Source organism: Paenarthrobacter sp. 10N417, assembly GCF_056394745.1.
Window position 1 is genome coordinate 1 of record NZ_JBFTIL010000009.1, and the last position, 16,452, is coordinate 16,452.

The 16,452-nt window shown below is 62.1% G+C and carries 18 protein-coding genes; 9 read left to right on the forward strand and 9 right to left on the reverse strand.

Features of this window, described 5'->3' with window-relative positions; genetic code table 11:
* The coding region (locus AC1DCM_RS12935; RefSeq protein ID WP_477518520.1) for an integrase core domain-containing protein at positions 1-409 on the forward strand (409 nt) is incomplete at its 5' end.
* Positions 410-445: 36 nt separating this feature from the next.
* On the opposite strand, the gene AC1DCM_RS12940 is transcribed toward AC1DCM_RS12935, so the two are convergent.
* The 3 genes from AC1DCM_RS12940 to AC1DCM_RS12950 are packed head-to-tail and all read right to left on the reverse strand — an operon-like array spanning position 446 to position 5,443.
* Positions 446-2,341 (reverse strand): DUF2264 domain-containing protein, encoded by a 1,896-nt coding sequence (locus tag AC1DCM_RS12940; protein WP_477518521.1) that lies wholly within the window; start codon positions 2,339-2,341, stop codon positions 446-448.
* A complete protein-coding gene (locus tag AC1DCM_RS12945; RefSeq protein ID WP_477518522.1) occupies positions 2,341-3,492 on the reverse strand; it encodes a LacI family DNA-binding transcriptional regulator in 1,152 nt (383 codons plus the stop codon). Before AC1DCM_RS12945 ends, AC1DCM_RS12940 begins: the two co-directional genes overlap by 1 nt.
* Entirely contained in the window at positions 3,485-5,443 is a 1,959-nt protein-coding gene (locus AC1DCM_RS12950; protein WP_477518523.1) for a heparinase II/III family protein, read from the reverse strand. The genes AC1DCM_RS12945 and AC1DCM_RS12950 overlap by 8 nt, the downstream gene beginning before the upstream one ends.
* Positions 5,444-5,606: 163 nt before the next feature.
* On the opposite strand from AC1DCM_RS12950, the gene AC1DCM_RS12955 reads away from it, so the two are divergent.
* The 5 genes from AC1DCM_RS12955 (at position 5,607) to AC1DCM_RS12975 (ending at position 10,570) form a co-directional block, all read left to right on the forward strand.
* Entirely contained in the window at positions 5,607-6,620 is a 1,014-nt protein-coding gene (locus AC1DCM_RS12955; protein ID WP_477518524.1) for a hydroxyacid dehydrogenase, read from the forward strand.
* 83 nt (positions 6,621-6,703) lie between these two features.
* Positions 6,704-7,984 (forward strand): ABC transporter substrate-binding protein, encoded by a 1,281-nt coding sequence (locus AC1DCM_RS12960; protein ID WP_477518525.1) that lies wholly within the window; start codon positions 6,704-6,706, stop codon positions 7,982-7,984.
* Between the two features lie 8 nt (positions 7,985-7,992).
* Positions 7,993-8,919 carry a carbohydrate ABC transporter permease gene (locus AC1DCM_RS12965; RefSeq protein WP_477518526.1) on the forward strand — a complete coding sequence of 309 codons (927 nt, stop codon included), beginning with the start codon at positions 7,993-7,995 and terminating at the stop codon, positions 8,917-8,919.
* On the forward strand, positions 8,919-9,863 hold the full coding sequence (locus tag AC1DCM_RS12970) for a carbohydrate ABC transporter permease (protein ID WP_477518527.1): 945 nt from the start codon (positions 8,919-8,921) through the stop codon (positions 9,861-9,863). Before AC1DCM_RS12965 ends, AC1DCM_RS12970 begins: the two co-directional genes overlap by 1 nt.
* Positions 9,864-9,868: 5 nt before the next feature.
* Positions 9,869-10,570, forward strand: a complete 702-nt coding sequence (locus AC1DCM_RS12975) for a hypothetical protein (RefSeq protein WP_477518528.1) — start codon at positions 9,869-9,871, stop codon at positions 10,568-10,570.
* A gap of 130 nt (positions 10,571-10,700) precedes the next feature.
* Here the strand turns inward: AC1DCM_RS12975 and AC1DCM_RS12980 are convergent, their stop codons facing one another.
* Positions 10,701-11,039, reverse strand: coding sequence for a hypothetical protein (locus tag AC1DCM_RS12980; protein ID WP_216926732.1), 339 nt, complete (start codon positions 11,037-11,039; stop codon positions 10,701-10,703).
* Between the two features lie 109 nt (positions 11,040-11,148).
* Here AC1DCM_RS12980 and AC1DCM_RS12985 point away from each other — a divergent pair, with 109 nt between their 5' ends.
* Positions 11,149-11,793: a CG0192-related protein gene (locus AC1DCM_RS12985; RefSeq protein WP_442016036.1), complete on the forward strand. Its 645-nt coding sequence runs from the start codon at positions 11,149-11,151 to the stop codon at positions 11,791-11,793.
* A gap of 85 nt (positions 11,794-11,878) precedes the next feature.
* Positions 11,879-12,337, forward strand: a complete 459-nt coding sequence (locus AC1DCM_RS12990; RefSeq protein ID WP_477518529.1) for a hypothetical protein — start codon at positions 11,879-11,881, stop codon at positions 12,335-12,337.
* Positions 12,338-12,392: 55 nt separating this feature from the next.
* Here AC1DCM_RS12990 and AC1DCM_RS12995 read toward each other — a convergent pair whose 3' ends face one another.
* On the reverse strand, positions 12,393-12,695 hold the full coding sequence (locus tag AC1DCM_RS12995; RefSeq protein ID WP_442003328.1) for a DUF3040 domain-containing protein: 303 nt from the start codon (positions 12,693-12,695) through the stop codon (positions 12,393-12,395).
* 135 nt (positions 12,696-12,830) lie between these two features.
* A complete protein-coding gene (locus AC1DCM_RS13000) occupies positions 12,831-13,616 on the reverse strand; it encodes a carboxymuconolactone decarboxylase family protein (protein WP_477518530.1) in 786 nt (261 codons plus the stop codon).
* A gap of 104 nt (positions 13,617-13,720) precedes the next feature.
* Between AC1DCM_RS13000 and AC1DCM_RS13005 the strand changes: the two genes are divergently transcribed.
* Positions 13,721-14,119 carry a YybH family protein gene (locus tag AC1DCM_RS13005; RefSeq protein ID WP_477518531.1) on the forward strand — a complete coding sequence of 133 codons (399 nt, stop codon included), beginning with the start codon at positions 13,721-13,723 and terminating at the stop codon, positions 14,117-14,119.
* A 6-nt stretch (positions 14,120-14,125) separates the two neighbouring features.
* Here the strand turns inward: AC1DCM_RS13005 and AC1DCM_RS13010 are convergent, their stop codons facing one another.
* The 3 genes from AC1DCM_RS13010 to AC1DCM_RS13020 all read right to left on the reverse strand — a co-directional run bounded on the left by AC1DCM_RS13010 (position 14,126) and on the right by AC1DCM_RS13020 (position 16,452).
* Positions 14,126-14,548 (reverse strand): heat shock protein transcriptional repressor HspR, encoded by a 423-nt coding sequence (locus AC1DCM_RS13010; RefSeq protein ID WP_442003331.1) that lies wholly within the window; start codon positions 14,546-14,548, stop codon positions 14,126-14,128.
* A 10-nt stretch (positions 14,549-14,558) separates the two neighbouring features.
* On the reverse strand, positions 14,559-15,533 hold the full coding sequence (locus AC1DCM_RS13015; RefSeq protein WP_477518532.1) for a DnaJ C-terminal domain-containing protein: 975 nt from the start codon (positions 15,531-15,533) through the stop codon (positions 14,559-14,561).
* 259 nt (positions 15,534-15,792) lie between these two features.
* Positions 15,793-16,452 (reverse strand): nucleotide exchange factor GrpE, encoded by a 660-nt coding sequence (locus tag AC1DCM_RS13020; protein ID WP_477518533.1) that lies wholly within the window; start codon positions 16,450-16,452, stop codon positions 15,793-15,795.

Genomic DNA, 16,452 nt, shown 5'->3' on the forward strand with positions numbered 1-16,452 from the left:
CTCCCGGATGGCCTACACGGAGATCCTGGCCGATGAGAAGAAGGAAACCGCTGCAGGGTTCTGGGAACGCGCCAACGCCTACTTCGAATCCTGCGGAATCACGGTCAAACGCGTGCTAACAGATAACGGCTCCTGCTACCGCTCTTACGCGTTCAAGGACGCACTGGGCCCGGAGATCAAGCACAAACGCACCAGGCCCTACCGYCCCCAAACCAACGGCAAAGTCGAGCGTTACAACCGCACCATGCTCGATGAATGGGCCTACGCCCGCCCGTACCGATCAGAGACCGAGCGTGTTGCCGCCTTCGCGGACTGGCTCCATCACTACAATCATCATCGAGGCCACACCTCACTCAAAGGTCAGCCACCAGCCAGCCGCGTCACCAACCTCCGTGGGCAATACAGCTAGCTGCGCACAAGGCCGTGCGCAACGTCGAATGCGCAGCTACGCGTCGAAATGGGCGAGCCGCTCGAGGGATATTGACGTGCCGTCTTGGAAGGTGAAGCACCCCTTCGCTTCTTCGTACGTGACACCTGCCTCCTCCGAAGCACCTCCGTCACCGGCGAGAATCACGACGGCGGCATAGTCGCCGTCGTGCACGGTGCCCGCGGTTCCCACCCACGGAATAGTGAGTTCCGAACCCATCGGGTGGGCGCCGGACCGGACAAACGTTCCGGAAGCATCCAACGCCAAGCCAAACCCAGGCACGGCCCGCACAGAGCTCACCACGGAAGATGCAGCATCCACCGGCCAGCCACCAATTCGCAGCGAAGCCCCCGAAGAAGCAGCACCCCGCACCCGAACCAGCCGAAGCTCCACAGCCCCGCGCGTCACAGAAACCACCGTGACGGAAGGCCCGGGAGTCGCAGTTCCGGCAACCCCACTGCCGTGGTCGGGGCCGGCGTCGGGATCGGGTTCGATCCAATGAGCAGTGAACCGGGAAGCGCCCACCTGGACTCCGCTCTCAGAAGACGAACCAAGGTACTCGAACCCGGTCCGGTGGGTAAGCCGGCCCGAGGAATCAGCGAACGTCACGGCGTTGTCCACGGACTCTGCGGAGTGATCAGGGAACGTGTGCGTGGAGTACCCAATCCGGGCGTAAAGAGGGCTGTCGGCAACCAAAGCCCCAACCACAGCGTGATCGGTCGCGTGGTTCCGGATCCGAACCACCCCGTCGGAAACAGTTCCGTCCACTTGCCAGCCGGGGGCGGCAATGATGCGCTGGGTGTCGGAAACCTCAACAGGCAATGGAGCTTCCACCGCAGTCCATGCAGGGTGTTCCGCCGGAAGCGCCAACCCGAGCATCCCCTTCGCAGCCCAGTACGGTGATCCAGCACCGGAGTACGCCTGCTTCATGCCCGCAAACTCGCCGTGCCAACCGATGGACAAGAGCCCGTCTTCAGTGATGGACCCGTGCCGGGCAAAGTAGTCAAGCATTCCTGACGCTGCCCGCCGCGCCAACCCGGGCGACAGCCTACTGTGCCCGGATAACTCCCCTGCCCAGAACGGCGCTGCGGCTGCGAACCGGTAAATCAAACTTCGCCCCTGAATCAAGGGAGCCCCGTTGGACCCCACCAGGTAAGAAGCGTCATCCAGGAAATCAGCCAGCCGGTCGCCGTCGAGCTTCTTGCGTGCGGAAACCCGGGGATCGGAAGGTGCCATCAGAGCCCACAGCTGCGGGTACACCTGGAAAGCCCAGCCGACGTAGTGGTCGTATGCGCGCTCCGGACCATCAGCAAACCAGCCCCCGCCCCGGTAGAGCGAGTCGTGGATGGCGAGTCCGGCGTCGATATCTTCGTCCGAGTAGCGCCCACCAGCAGAAGCCAGGAACGTCTCCACCACAATCTGGAACCACACCCAGTTGATGGGCGGATAGTCCTCGCCGATCACCGTCTCGAACCAGGCTATGAGCTGCTCCTGCACTCGCTGCGAAAGCTTGTCCCACAGCACATCGCGGGTCAGTGCCAGGCCAACCGCCAACGACGCCGCCTCTACCTTCGCCTGTCCCAGCTCCCCTGGTGTCGGCCACCGGTTGGGATTTGCGGGGTTGGTTCCGGCGTCGAGCCCCTCGGCGTACCACTCGGCGATCCAGCCGGTGGTGGCAGGATCCCCGGCGATGCGGAAGGAAGCAAGCAGGAACGTCCGGGCGAAGGCTTCCAGCGAATCACTCCGTGGGCCGTATCGGCTATTGGCGCCTGGGAGGTGAATGTTGGCGTGGTCATCAGTGCCAAACCGGTGGGCCGAACGCAGCAAGTAATCCGCATAAGAGCACCAGTGATCGCGGGTCAGGCCTGTAAAAGGGGACAATGCAAAGTCCAGCGGAGGCAGCACAAGAGCCATCAGAGCGAATCCTCCAGCACAACGTCAGTCCGGACGCGGGGCGCACCCACAGAGGATTCCCGCACTATCAGTTCAGGGTTCAGGTCAATCCGATGCACTGGGCGCATCCTTCCTTCGGCCAGGCGGGCAGCCATGAGCTGCACTGCAACCTTGCCGACGTAGCTCTTGGGGGGCCGCACCGCGGAGATCGCAGGCTCGGCAAGGTAGGCAACTTCGTCGTCGTATCCCACGATCGCCATGCTGCCGGGAACGTCCACTCCGCGGTCCACGCAATGCTGCACGAACGCCACGGCTTGGGTATCTGAGTGCACCAACATAGCGGTGGTCCCCGAAGTACGGCACAGTTCCAGGACGTGATCAAAGTGTTTGGCGCGTTCGCCATTATCCAGCTTGGCCGAATCCTCATGGATGGACTTGTCCAGCGGGATCTTGAGGGCGGCAAGGGCTTGCTTCCAACCGCGGACCACGTGCGGGCTGGTGGGACTGGTGGAATCCGTGAGGCAGCCGATCATCCGGTGCCCCTCCTGCCACAGGTGCCGCACAGCCATTCCCGCCCCGAATGCATGATCAGTCGCCACCCATTCAAGGCGGTGGGCCGGGATCTCGGAGGGCGCACGCCGCTCGGTCAAGATCACGGGGATGGGCAAAGCATTGAGCCAGCGCAGCAGCTCCTTGCCATGCTCACCGCTCATATCCGGCGCCACGATCAGCCCGTCGATGTTCTGGGTATCCAGCAATGCCTGGACTTGTCGGCGGTTATCGGCAGCATCGTACGCTGAGCCGCGAACCAGAATCCGGAGGTTCTGCAGTTCGGCCTCGCCGCGGGCACCGCTGATGACCTGCGGCCAGTAGTAGTCGAGCGAGGGAACCACCATGCCGATGGAATAGCTGTGCGCCGATGGCCTTCCCACCGCAACTGAGCGGTCCAGTGGACTGGGAAGCGTAGCGCCGCCATGCACGCGGGAAACGAGGCCTTCATCGGCCAGAATGTTCACGTCGCGCCGGATGGTCAGTTCGCTGACACCGAGCTTCGAGGCAATGTCGCGCACCGTAATAGCACCGTGGGCGCGCAGTTCCTCCATCAACCGCTCGCGCCGTTGCAGCGAAAACAGCGACTTACCGCTGCCCTCGGGACTTGATTCGTTAGTCATTGATGGCCTCCACAGTGAGGGTGAACGCGCCGGAAGCGCGGGTTTCGGCGGGCATGCGGAACCGCAAGCGCGTTAGCTTTTCGCCCCAAACGCCGCTGAGGAGCGGATCGTCGAGGTGCCATTCATCCACGAGCACGACGGCGGTGGCCGGCGTCCAGCGCAGGTGCACGCCCCTGGTGGTTTCTACAGCCGGAATGCCGTCGGGCGTGACAGTCGCCGTCGCGTCATGACCCAAGCGAACGGTGCCGGCCAGGAGATAGGTGATGTCGACGTCGGGCGTTCCCTCCGCTGGCCCGGGCGGCAGGTTCCAACCGTCATCTATGACTACGGTTCCAAGTTCCCGGTTCAGCAGGGAGGTCCGGATCCACTGCTCAGCGTGGTCCAGGCCGTAGGCGGAGCCAAGGCCGAGTGCGAGTACCGGATCCTCGGGAGTGGGCTCCTGGAGAACTGTAGCCGCGAAGGACGAACCGGTCCCTTGCTCCAGGCCGAACGGCGCCGGTACGCTGTGCCACGCGCTTTGCATGGCCCGGATCTGATACCGATCGGGGCCGAACGTCTGCGCGGTGTAGGTGGGCTGGCCGGCGTCGACCAGCAAGGGGACCCCGTCCATGGCAACCACCACGGACCCGACGTCGCGGTGATTGTGGTGCTCACCGTTATGCCCGCCCTTGGCCGCGAGAGTGAGCCCGTCTGTGGTGCCGGGAGTTTGCCGGGCGATCATGATTTGGACGGAAGGAAGGTACGTCCCCCAACTAGGTCGCAGCTGTGCGCGTTTTGAGGGCTCAAAACGCGCTGTGCTGCTACTTAGTTGGGTGAGGGAGGTGAGGACGCGGCCTAGTCCGGCCCGCGGGTCAGGCTCCGGTTCGACGGCGGCAAAGGTTGCGGCGTGCGCTGCTGCTTCCGAGTCACCGAGTCGCACAGCCCAGTGGTGCAGCATGTCCCACGGCAGGCCCGCGGGTGCGCGGGCGGGACCGTCGGCGACGTTCAGGAACCAACGATGACCCAGATGCATGCGGTGTGGGAACGCGACGAGTTCGCGGATCACAGGCAGGTCCACGTTGAGCATTCCGTCGGTAGCTTGCTCCAGGACGGCGAGGCCTTCCAGTGCGCGGCCGGCCCCATTCCACCAATAGGCGAAGCCTTCATCAATAGCGCCGTCAGCAGGAATCGAGGCAAGAAAACGGTCAAGTCCCTCGATGCACCGGGCGACAGTTTGAGCCTGCACTTCGGGATCATCCACAAGCAACAGCGCCGCCACAATGAGGTTCGAGTGGATCCAGGGATTCCAGTTGTGGACGTCCCCATTGAGGCCCAGCCAGTGCCAGTCCAGCCTATCCAGGAATGGGCGGATCACCCTCTCGTTGGCCTCCAGCCGGATGCGCTTCCGCAGGCCCGGGGAACGTTCATCCAGCCGCTCGCCAAGCACCAGATCCAGCCACGCGAGCTGGGCAACTACCTCACCGGCGCCCAGGTCCAGGTAAGGGCGGGAGCGGTCAGGAACCACGTCGCCGTTGCGCGTAAAAACATCATCATGGGCAGCCCAACTCCAGGAGCTCTGCTCGCACAGGAGGAAGGCGCCGTCGATTACTTCATCAAGCCAGCCGCCTTGGTCCGAGCCCTCCACCGCAGCCATCACGACGGCGCGCGTCAGCCGCTGCTGCCGACTCGCCACGAGTTCTTCGTAGGCCGTGCGATTGCCGTCGCGAAAGTAGCGCGCGTAGTGGGACACCAGCGGTTGGGGCCAGGGAGTGCCCTTCTCCGCCTTGGCCTGGGTGCGTAGCTTCGTGAGCGAGCATGCAGCAACGCGCTGCCATCCGGCGTCGGACGCTGGACGAATGGTGAGTCGATCGCGGGCGCCGCGAAGCGATTCAACAAGGGACCCGGCCTCAGCCTGGGAGCCCCACGAAGTGAGCAATAGTGGCGCTTGGACGGCGTCGGTGCCGATTGCCATAGGAATTCTTCTCTCATTTGTTCGAGCGTGAACGTTTAAGATCAAGCTCGATTGAGTTGAATGAACTGTCTTGTTCATGAGTATGTACTGATTATTAGATGTGATGCAACACATAAATAACCGGTCGAACAGGCCGGCTGAAATCCGAAGGGAGGATCCCTCAATGTCGCTCAAGCCCCAGGCACTGCTGGTCATGAATAGCGGAACCTTTGCTGATCAGTTCGATTCCACGCGACTGGAGCGGCTGGCAGAATTGGTGGATCTTGGAGATGAGCCGTGGACGGATTCCCTGGACAATCCTGAGCTGTACGGTCGCTTGCAAGAGGTGGAAATCCTCCTCACCAGTTGGGGAGTTCCCCGGCTCAACGCCGAGCGCCTGGAGCGCATGCCCAAACTCCGGGCAATTTTTCACTGTGCAGGAACGGTACGTAGCTTCGTCAGCGAGGCACTCTGGGACCGCGGAATCACTGTCACCAATGGTGCCGATGCCAACGCGATCCCCGTCGCCGAATTTACCTTCGCTTCGATTGTCCTGGCTGGCAAGAAGGCCCAGGTGCTGGCCAATGATGCCCGCTCCTTCCGCGAAAACTGGAGCTACATCAGCGACCGCGGCGAACTGGGCAATATCGGCCGCGTGGTGGGCGTGATCGGATTCTCGCGGATCGGACGACGGGTGGTGCAATTGGTCCAGCAGCTCCAAGACGTAACCTGCCTGGTCAGCGACCCCCATGCCAGTCCCCTTGAGGTGGCGGCCGCGGGCGGCAAGCTGGTGACGCTTCAAGAACTGCTGCCGGTATCTGACGTGGTGACTATCCACGCGCCTGCTCTACCGGAAACACGCAATATGATCAGTACTCAGGAACTGAACGCCATGAAAGACCACGCCACCCTCATCAACACCGCACGTGGTTCCCTGGTTGACACCGCGGCCTTGGAAAAAGAGTGCGCCACCGGACGAATCACCGCCCTGCTGGACGTCACGGAACCTGAACCACTGCCCGCTGACTCCACACTGTACGACCTCCCCAATGTGATCATCACCCCACACATCGCAGGCTCACTCGGAACCGAAACCCGGCGGATGTCCGATGCCGCCCTTGACGACCTGGAACGGTACCTCGCCGGTAAGGACCTCCTGGCCCAAGTAGTTCACGAAGACCTCGGCCTCAGCGCCTAGTCCCTCACACACAGCGACCACACACAGCCAACCACACAGAGCCGCAGCTGCGGCAGACTTAAACCCTTAGTAAGGAGAACGCAATGAAGCGCACAACCCTCGCCGCAATCGCCCTTGCGGTGACTGCAGGACTCGGACTCACCGGCTGTGCCGGCGCTGCGGGTCCCGCTGAACCGCAGGCGGCCGACGGCAAGACCAAGCTGACTGTCTCGGTATGGAACTATGCGGGCACTCCGGAGTTCAAGGCCCTTTTTGACGGCTACGAGGCTTCCCATCCCAACGTGGACATTGAACCCGTGGACATCCTGGCTGACGACTACCCCCAGAAGGTCACCACCATGCTTGCGGGTGGCGACACCACCGACGTCCTCACCATGAAGAACGTGATTGATTACTCCCGCTACGCCAACAACGGCCAGCTGCAGGAAATCAACAGCGTGGTGGACAAGGTGGGCAAGGACAACCTGGCCAGCATCGATGCGTTCGATATCAATGGAAAGTACTTCGCTGCACCCTACCGTCAGGACTTCTGGCTCCTGTACTACAACAAGGACCTGTTCAAGGCCGCCGGCGTTGAAGACCCCAAGGACCTGACCTGGGAGAAGTACACAGAGCTTGCCAAGAAGCTCACCAGCGAAGCGGACGGCAAGAAGGTATACGGTACCTACCACCACATCTGGCGTTCCGTGGTTCAGGCAATCTCAGCAGCGCAGAACGGCGCTGACCAGAACAGCGGCGAGTACGGCTACTTCCAGGACCAGTACAACACCGCCCTGGACCTGCAAAAATCCGGGGCCACATTGGACTTCGGCACTGCCAAGAGCCAGAAGACCAGCTACCGCACCATGTTCGAGTCCGGCCAGGCAGCCATGATGCCCATGGGCACCTGGTACATTTCCAGTCTTCTGCAGGCCAAGAAGGACGGCAAAACCAACGTAAATTGGGGCTTGGCTCCAATGCCTCAGAAGAACGACGACGGTAAGGTCACCACGTTCGGTTCGCCCACTGCCTTCGCTGTGAACAAGAACGCAGCGCACTCCGATGAAGCCAAGAAGTTCATCGAATGGGCAGCCGGCGAAGAAGGAGCAAAGGCTATTTCCAAGATCGGCGTCGTGCCTGCCCTGCAGAACGATTCCGTGACGGCCGAATACTTCAAGCTCGACGGAATGCCCACGGATGAGCTCTCCAAGAAGGCCTTCACTCCGGACGACACCGCCCTGGAAATGCCCGTCAGCGATAAGTCCGCAGCCACGGACAAAATCCTCAACCAAGAGCACGAGCTCATCATGGTCGGCGAGAAGTCCGTCACCGACGGCATCGCTGAGATGGACAAGCGCGTCAAGAGTGAAGTTCTCGGCCAGTAAGAACCATCATGACTACAGAAACCATCACCCCGACGCCTGCCCCGGCACTGAGCCGGGGCAACAGGAAGCAGGCCAGGCGTAATACGTTGATCGGCTGGACGTTCATCCTTCCGAACTTCCTTGGGTTCCTGGCCTTCACCCTCATTCCGGTCCTGGCGGCGTTCGCGCTCTCATTCATGGAATGGACCTCGTTCAGCGCACCCAGGTGGGTGGGTCTGGCCAACTTCCAACGCATGTTCGCCAGCGACTCCTTCTGGATTGCATTGCGGAACACGGTTGTCTACGCACTCGGCCATGTCCCGCTCACCATGGCGCTCGCTCTCATCCTCGCGATGCTCCTGAACCGCAAGCTCAAGGGCATCGGCTTCTTCCGGGTAGCGATCTTCTTTCCGTACATTACGTCCCTGGTGGCCGTAGCGGTCGTCTGGAACATGCTGTTCAGCCCGGACACCGGCCCGATCAACCAGTTCCTTCACGCAGTGGGCATCGCCGAGGCCCCGGGCTGGACATCCAGCTCGGACTGGGCCCTGCCCGCCGTGATCATCACCAGCGTATGGCGTGACATGGGCTACTACATGGTGCTGTATTTGGCCGGGCTTCAGGCCATCCCCACGGAGCTTTATGAAGCCGCGGAAGTTGACGGAGCCAGTGTCTGGCAGCGTTTCTGGAACGTCACCATCCCGTCCCTGCGGCCAACCACGTTCTTCGTGGTGGTCATGCTGACGGTCTCCAGCTTCAAGGTGTTCGACCTCATTGTGGTTATGACCAATGGTGGCCCTGGCCGATCCACCACGGTGCTGTCCCAGCTCATCTACCAGGAGGGCATCGGCGAAGGTAAGTTCGGCTACTCCTCGGCCATTTCACTGGTCCTGTTCATCATCGTGCTGACGATCACCGTCCTGCAATTCAAGATCCAACAGCGGAGGGAACGCTGATGACCAACATGGCTGAAGACCTCAAAGCCCTGGAACTCAACGTACACGCGTCGTCCGTACAGGGCGGCGCACCCAGCGCGGAAGACCGCCGTCGTACGGATCGAAAGCGCTCCCCCCGCGAGCAGAAGAAGCGGACCGCGAACTACGTCATCTACGGCGTTCTAGTGGTGCTGGTGGTGGCGCTCATGGTGCCGTTCATCTGGATGCTTTCCTCTTCCCTGAAGGAAAACAACCAGGTCCTCACCGTCCCCATCCAGTGGATTCCCAAAGAATTCGTTTGGAGCAACTACGCGGACATCTGGACGCGCATCCCCATGATGGGCTATCTGCAGAACTCCCTGTACCTTGCGGTGGTCATCACGTGCCTCCAGGTGCTGACGGGTTCGCTGGCCGCTTACGGCTTCTCCAAGGTCCGTTTCCCGGGCCGCGATGTGCTCTTTCTCTGCTACATCGGCACCATCGCCGTTCCGTGGCAGGCCTACATGGTTCCGCAGTACATCATGATGCAGCAGCTCGGACTGACCAACAGCTTCAACGCCCTGATCCTGCTTCAGGCCTTCGGTGCGTTCGGGGTGTTCCTGATGCGCCAGTACTACATGACCATCCCGGACGAGCTGTGCGAAGCCGCCCGCATCGACGGCTTGAGCGAGTACGGTATCTGGGCCCGCGTGATCCTGCCCTTGTCCAAGCCTGCGCTCGCAAGCCTGGCATTGCTGACTTTCGTCAACACGTGGAACGACTACATGGGTCCGTTCATCTACCTCACGTCCAACCGCCTCTGGACTGTCCAGCTGGGCTTGCGTTCCTTCGTTGGCCAGTTCGACGCCGAGTACGCCATGATCATGACCGGCTCAGTGATCTCCGTGATCCCGATCCTCATCATCTTCCTGATCGGGCAGCGCTACTTCATCCAGGGCATCGCAACCAGCGGGATGAAAGGATGAGTGCTGTGGGTGCGACGACTTTGCAGCAGAAGCGACGCCGGTGGGCCGGGCCGGGGTTCGAAACCTTCGGGAGCATTTTCGGCTTCATTTACACGTTCCTGGTCGGCAACGTCCTGCTGGCCATAGCCAACGCTCCGCTGGTCCTCAGCCTGTCGTTGGTGGCCGACCCCGCCGCTGCGTGGCCGTTCTTCCTGGCACTTTCGGTAACTATCGCGCCGTCCCTGGCTGGCATCTTCGCTGCCTTCAAGGCCTTGAACGACGACGGCGGCGCGGTCAAGCCTGTGGCTGCTTTCCTTCAGGGATACAAGCGCAGTTTTGGCAGGACTGCCGTATTGGGCCTGGGCGCTGTTGGCCTGCTGATGTTCCTCGGTGTGGATCTCGCGATCGTTTCCGCAATGCCGGCTGCTGCGGTCCTCGTGCCGCTGATCGTCGTAGTAGCCGCCGTGGCGGTGAGCCTTACTGTGACGGCGATTGCCGGCGTCGTGCTTCTGCCCGAGGCAAGGCTGAAAAGCATCCTCAAGGCCTCGCTCTATTTGGCCGTCCAGCGCTGGTATCTGAGCCTGGCCATGCTGGTCCTGCTCGGGATCATTGCCTCTGCAGCCGTGCTTCAGCCCGTTCTGGGCATCGCGTTGGCCCCGGCGCCCCTGCTGTTCGTGATCTGGAGCAACGCTTCGTTCGCCTTCCACGCGGCGCTCCGCGCGCCCTAGCCCCCGGATGTTCTCTCACATCCTGACGTCTTTTCCCGAATGTTTTCACATCATGTGAGAGAACGTCCGGGTTAAAGGGGTGTGATGTGAGAGAACATCGGGGGTTGTAGCCGTTAGGCCGCGGGCGTCATTAGCCGCGGCAGAGCTCGCCGTACTTGGTGCCGGCTTCCTGGTAGGCGGCGGAAAGCTCACCCATCTTGTTCTCGTCCGGGGATTCCTTCACGAGTTCATCCGAGTATTCAAGGATGGCCGTGACCACGGGCTTCATCTCATTGGAAGCAACCGGTTCAATCGGGCGGATGGCGTTTGCGACGCGAATGGTTGCGGTCTTGCTGGCGTTGCTCGGGAGGCTGGCAACGGCGACACCCACCCGGTCACACGTTTCTGCGGTGGTCAGCTGCGGCGAAGAGCAGGCTGAAGCCGTGGCAAGCAGCCCGGCAGCGATCAGGACAGTGGTGAGTTTCTTCATGATTCCCTCAATAGTCGGCGCGTCCCTTCGATTGTAAACAGTGCAGGGCCGAGGCCGCGCATCGGGCACCGTATCGAACGGGCCCCCGCCCTGGCCTAGGCTGGAGAACATGGCGATTATTCACAAGGCAACCCTGTCCCCGTCCAAGCTCGAACTCATCGCTGGATACCTGCCGACGCAGCCCTGGTTCGTCCAGGAAGGTGCCCCGGAGCTCATCGGAGCCTACCGTTTTGACGACCCCGCCGGCGAGGTCGGGCTCGAGACACATGTCGTCGCTGCGGGAGAGCGGATCTATCAGGTCCCCCTGAGCTATAGGGGCTACGAACTGGCCGGCGCCCAAGAATGGCTCATCGGCACCATGGACCACTCCGTCCTCGGCAAGCGGTGGGTCTACGACGCCTGCGCCGACCCCGTTTACGTCAAGGCCCTCGCCACTGCCATCCTCACCGGCCAGGAAGAGGCTGCACTGATCGTCGACGGCGAACGCGAGCCCCGGCCCAGCACGGTCAACGTGAAGGGAAGCGGAACGCTCGACGTCGGTGTCCCCGCCTTGAGTGCCTCGGCCCCGGTATCGGGCAGTGGCGTGACCATCATTGATGCTGGTGAGCTTCGCTTGAAGGTATCGCGGGTTGTCGATGTTGATTCTTCGGCCAGCGCAGCTGCATCTCCGGAGCTCCACAGCGAGTTGATCCTCAGCGGGAAGTGGGCCGGACTGGAGAAGCCTGTGGAGCTGGCAGCGGTAATCCGGACCTGAACGAGCGTTGTGTTCGGGCACCTGTTGGTCCCGCGGCCCGCGGCGTAGTCTGGCAACGGGGCCATCTACTCCGTGAGGGGTTCACATGTACAAAGCACAAAACATCATTCCCGCAGTCCAGGACCTGGCCGGCGAGTGGGTGAAGCACGCAGCGGAGGGCACGTCGTCGCAAGCGGATGCAGTTGTGGGGTGGGCGTTGTCCCGGATCAATCACGCCGACGTTCCATCTGTGGTGCACGGTGTGATGCTCACACTGACCGGGAACCGTAAAGCCGCAAAAAGGGCTCAGCGCACCGCGGCCAGAGCGGTCAAGAGAACAACGCAAACTTTGAGCCGCCGCACCAGTCAGCGGAGTTCCCCGCGTGCCGGATGGATGGTTGCCCTCGCAGTTGCTGGCGTCGGCGCAGGCCTGGTGCTCGCATGGCGAATGATGGTGCCTCCCGGGGAACCTGTCCCTGCCAAACCGGCCGCGCAGACGGCCAAGCCGACCACGCCGAATGACCTCGCTGCTTCGCCTACGGATGTGCCCCCGGAGACCTACTGAAGCTGGCCGGACGTACTGAAGCTGGCGGATTTCTACGGACTAGCTCGGTGCCGGGCTAGTCCGGCTTGCCCTCATCGTGTCGGCGAGTCCGTCTCCTGAGGACCATCCTGCTGAACAGTAAGTAGGCGCCTGTTCCAGCGAGCAGGAACCCGACCACACCCACAAGGACGAGTTGTGTGATGATCCCGGCAATGACCATCGCGAAACCGGCCAAAACTGCCAGGACACCAAAAACTGAGCGCGCCACTGCCCCTCGCGGGCGCCCCGACTTCAGCTGGAGGTCCAAGTCAGGATCCGATGAAGCGAGATCCCGCTCAAGCTCTTCCAAACTCCTGCGTTCTTCATCCGACAACGACATCGGAATCTTCCCTCACTACACGAGCATGGGACGCTTTTCAGCGCCTACACGCCAACCACTAGCACGTGCCCTTCTTGCCGTGCCATGACTTTATTATCGTCCTTTTCCGGCTACGATCCACAGCTGAAGTCAGCCTTACCCTGCGCTGGGTGCCGGCACCGTCTCATTGAGTGTGCGCAACGCATTGAGCGTACGGGGATACCCAATGTACGGCAGCAATTGCGTGATGACGTCCAGCATCAGCCCGCGGCTGTTCCCTACGTTCAGATTCGCCAGAATGTGCCCCTTGACCTGTGGCTCGCAGCCGCCAAGGGAGACAAGCATGGACAACGTGAGGAGTTCACGTCTCGGAACATCAATGCCGGTGCGTGTCAGATAGTCGCCGAAGCAGTTCCCGGCAAGGTACTCCTGGAAGTGCATTTCATCAGCTGAAGCAGCTGCACGCATATCATCGATGCGTTCTGCGCCTGCGATCTCCCTCTGGATAGCCAGACCTTTCTCCCCTCGGTCTTTCGGGGTAGTGGTGGACTGGCCTGGAACAGGTAGCTCCACACCGTTCTCCTTGAGGATTTCATTGGTGGCGTGCAGGAAATCCGAAACCTTGCCCATGCCGACGTAGGGGACGGCTTGGTAGACAAGTTCCTTCACCTCCACCGGGATCACGCCCACCGTAAGGGCCGCTCCGAGCAATGCACGGTACTCACGCATTCCTTGTGACGCGATAAGAGACGCGAGCTGAACCATGAGCCTCGTCCTGGTATCCAGTCTTCCGTGACTCAATACCTCGTCGAAAGCGAAGTTGTTGAAGATCTCCACGAGTTCGGGGTCTGTAACCGCCAAGGCTGGAAGCTGACCGGGGAAGAGTTCGTCGTGATTGCGTCGTGCCGTTTCGCTGGGTGCCATCGTGGGCCTCTCTTTCATAGGAGCTCTCCTACTAATCACACTCCTTTTGATGACGGCGCGGGAGAGTCCACTGTTACAGGTTCCGGCAGTGCCTCCTTCGCGTGCGGGAGCATACTGGGGACATGACCGAGAACGATGAGTTCCTTGCCTGGGTCAGGACCACGCTTTACCAGGCTGAGGTGGCCCTCCTCAACGGAGACTCCGCTCCGCGTCGGGCAATTTGGTCCAGCCACGAGCCCGTGAGCGTCCTGGGCGCCTGGCGCAACGCCGTCGGGCAGGAAGAAGTCGGCCGGCTTTTCACAGATCTGGCCAACAGGTTCTCCGACTGCACCGCCTACTCCTTCGAACTGCAGGCCTACGACGTCGTTGGCGACATGGCCTACACCGCTGGTTTGGAGCGATCCTCAATCTCGATTACCGGGCAGCCGGTGAGCCAGGTCCTGAGGGCCACCCAGGTGTACCGCCGCGAGGATGGCGAGTGGAAGGTTGCGCACCGGCATGCTGACACTGTTCTGGAGTGAGATGGCCTACTGCTCTGGCCGCGGCCTCCACACCACAACGGCTTGCGACCTCGCACGGGGACGTTGACCGCGGGCCAGACTGACGACGTCGCCCGCTGCTCCTGCCGCGAAAATACGCGTGTCCAAAGGACTTCGGCGCCGGGTTAGTTCTTCTGTCAGTTCGGCCACCCGGTACTGCAACGCCGCTACCTGGTTTTCAAGGTCCAGGATGCGCCTGATGCCTTCGAGCGAGACGCCGGACTGGGAGAGGCGCTGGACCTCCCGCAGCTTATCGACGTCGTTCTGGGAGTACCGCCGGGACTTCCCGGGGGCACGGCTGGGCGAGACAATGCCCAGGCGGTCGTACTGGCGCAACGTCTGCGGATGCATGTCGGCAAGCTCCGCGGCGACGGAGATGACAAAGATCGGCTGGTTGACGTCGATTGCCATGACCGTCTCCCTACAACCGGGCCTTCGCGGCCAAATCGTGACGCGGGTTGGCGTCGGTGGTCGCGGCAGCAAATGCCTTCACGGCCTCCTCCGCTTCCTTGTTCAGGTTCTGGGGGACGGCGACGTCGATAGTCACCAGCAGGTCACCGGTCGCCTTGGACGTTTTCACGCCGCGGCCCTTGACCCGGAGAGTACGACCGGACGGCGTCCCGGCGGGGACGCGTACCTTGACGGTGTCGCCGTCGATCGTTGGAACATCGATAGTCGCGCCGAGCGCAGCTTCCGCAAACGTGACCGGCACGTGGATGCGGATGTTGTCGCCGTCGCGCTGGAAAAACTCGTGGGGCTTCACATTCACGGTGATGATGAGGTCACCGTTTCCGGCGGGACCAACGTTGCCCTTGCCGCGTTGCCGGACCTTCTGCCCGTCCTTGATGCCCGCGGGAATCTTGACGTCGATCACGTGGCCGTTGCTTTCACGCAGGCTCACAGTAGTGCCCTTGATGGAACCGGCAAAGGAGATGGACGTCGTCGCAGTGCGATCCGAGCCCTTCTGCGGAGCACGCTGGAACCCGGTCTGGCCTCCACCGAAGCCACCCCCAAACAAGTCAGCAAACTCCGGAGGAATACCACCGGCACCCGAAGGCTGACGCGCGCCGCCACCAAACAAACCACCGAACAGGTCCTCGAACCCACCGTTGGCGCCAGCACCACCACGCCCGGCGCCGGCACCCGGAGCGAACCGGGCACCACCCATAGCGCGGATAGCGTCGTACTGCTGCCGGTCCTCAGGGTTGGACAACACCGAGTAAGCCTCGGAAATGTCCTTGAACTTCTTCTCCGCAGAAGCATTCCCCGAGTTCGTATCAGGGTGATGCTCGCGGGCTAGCTTGCGGTAAGCCTTCTTAATATCCGCGTCAGACGCGTCCTTGGCAATACCAAGGATCGCGTAAAAATCCTTTTCAACCCAGTCCTGGCTGGCCAAGAGCGTTTCCTTTCGTTGTGTCGAAGCTTGCGCTCCGCTGGATAGGGGGCCGTGCCCGCTTCGCGATGCCCGCCACGCCGCGGCCCCCTATCCAGCTGCGCGCTGCGGTCATCCCACCTTAGGTGACCCGACAGCCGAGCCGGAGCGGATGAGGGGGCCCGGGAGTGGCATCGGGCCTACCGGAGCGTGGTGGCCAAAGTCCGCAGGACTAAAGCCACCACGCGAAGGGGCGGGGCCCCCTCATCCGCGAAGGCGGACGTTACGCCGGAACCGCCACGATCACTTGGGCCGCACGCAGAACCCGCTCGCCGGAGCGGTATCCGGAGCGCAGCACCTGGCTGACCGTGTCCACGTCGATGTCCTCGCCGGGCTGCTGGATGAGTGCTTCGTGGATGGTGGGGTCGAATTCGACACCGGTTTCCGCGATGCGTTCCAGTCCGTACGTCTTCAGCGCGTTCTCCAGTTTGGTGGCGATGGCGGCGAAGGGGCCGTCTTCGAGGTCACCGTGCTGGCGGGCGGCGTCGACGTCGTCCAGCACCGGGAGCAGGGAGTTCAGGACGCCGATGACGGCCATCTCCCCTGCTACGGCGCGGTCGCGTTCGACGCGCTTGCGGTAGTTGACATACTCAGCCTGAAGGCGAAGGAGGTCGTTGCGGAGCTCCGCTGCCTGGGCTTCAGCCGCGGCGCCGGAGGCTACCGACTCCTCGGCCGGCATCTCTACCCCGTTGAGGATTTCCTCAGCCTGGGAGAGAGCGTCACCTTCCGTGGGGGCGGTGTTGCCTTCGGTGGGAGCAGCAGCTTCGCCTTCGGGGTGGCGGGCAGCCCCGGTTTCCGGGTCAACCTTGCGGTTGTCCCGGATTACGGGCTTGCGCGGCTCGTTTCCTTCAGAGTGCTCTGCTTCGTTGCCGTGGTGGGGCAT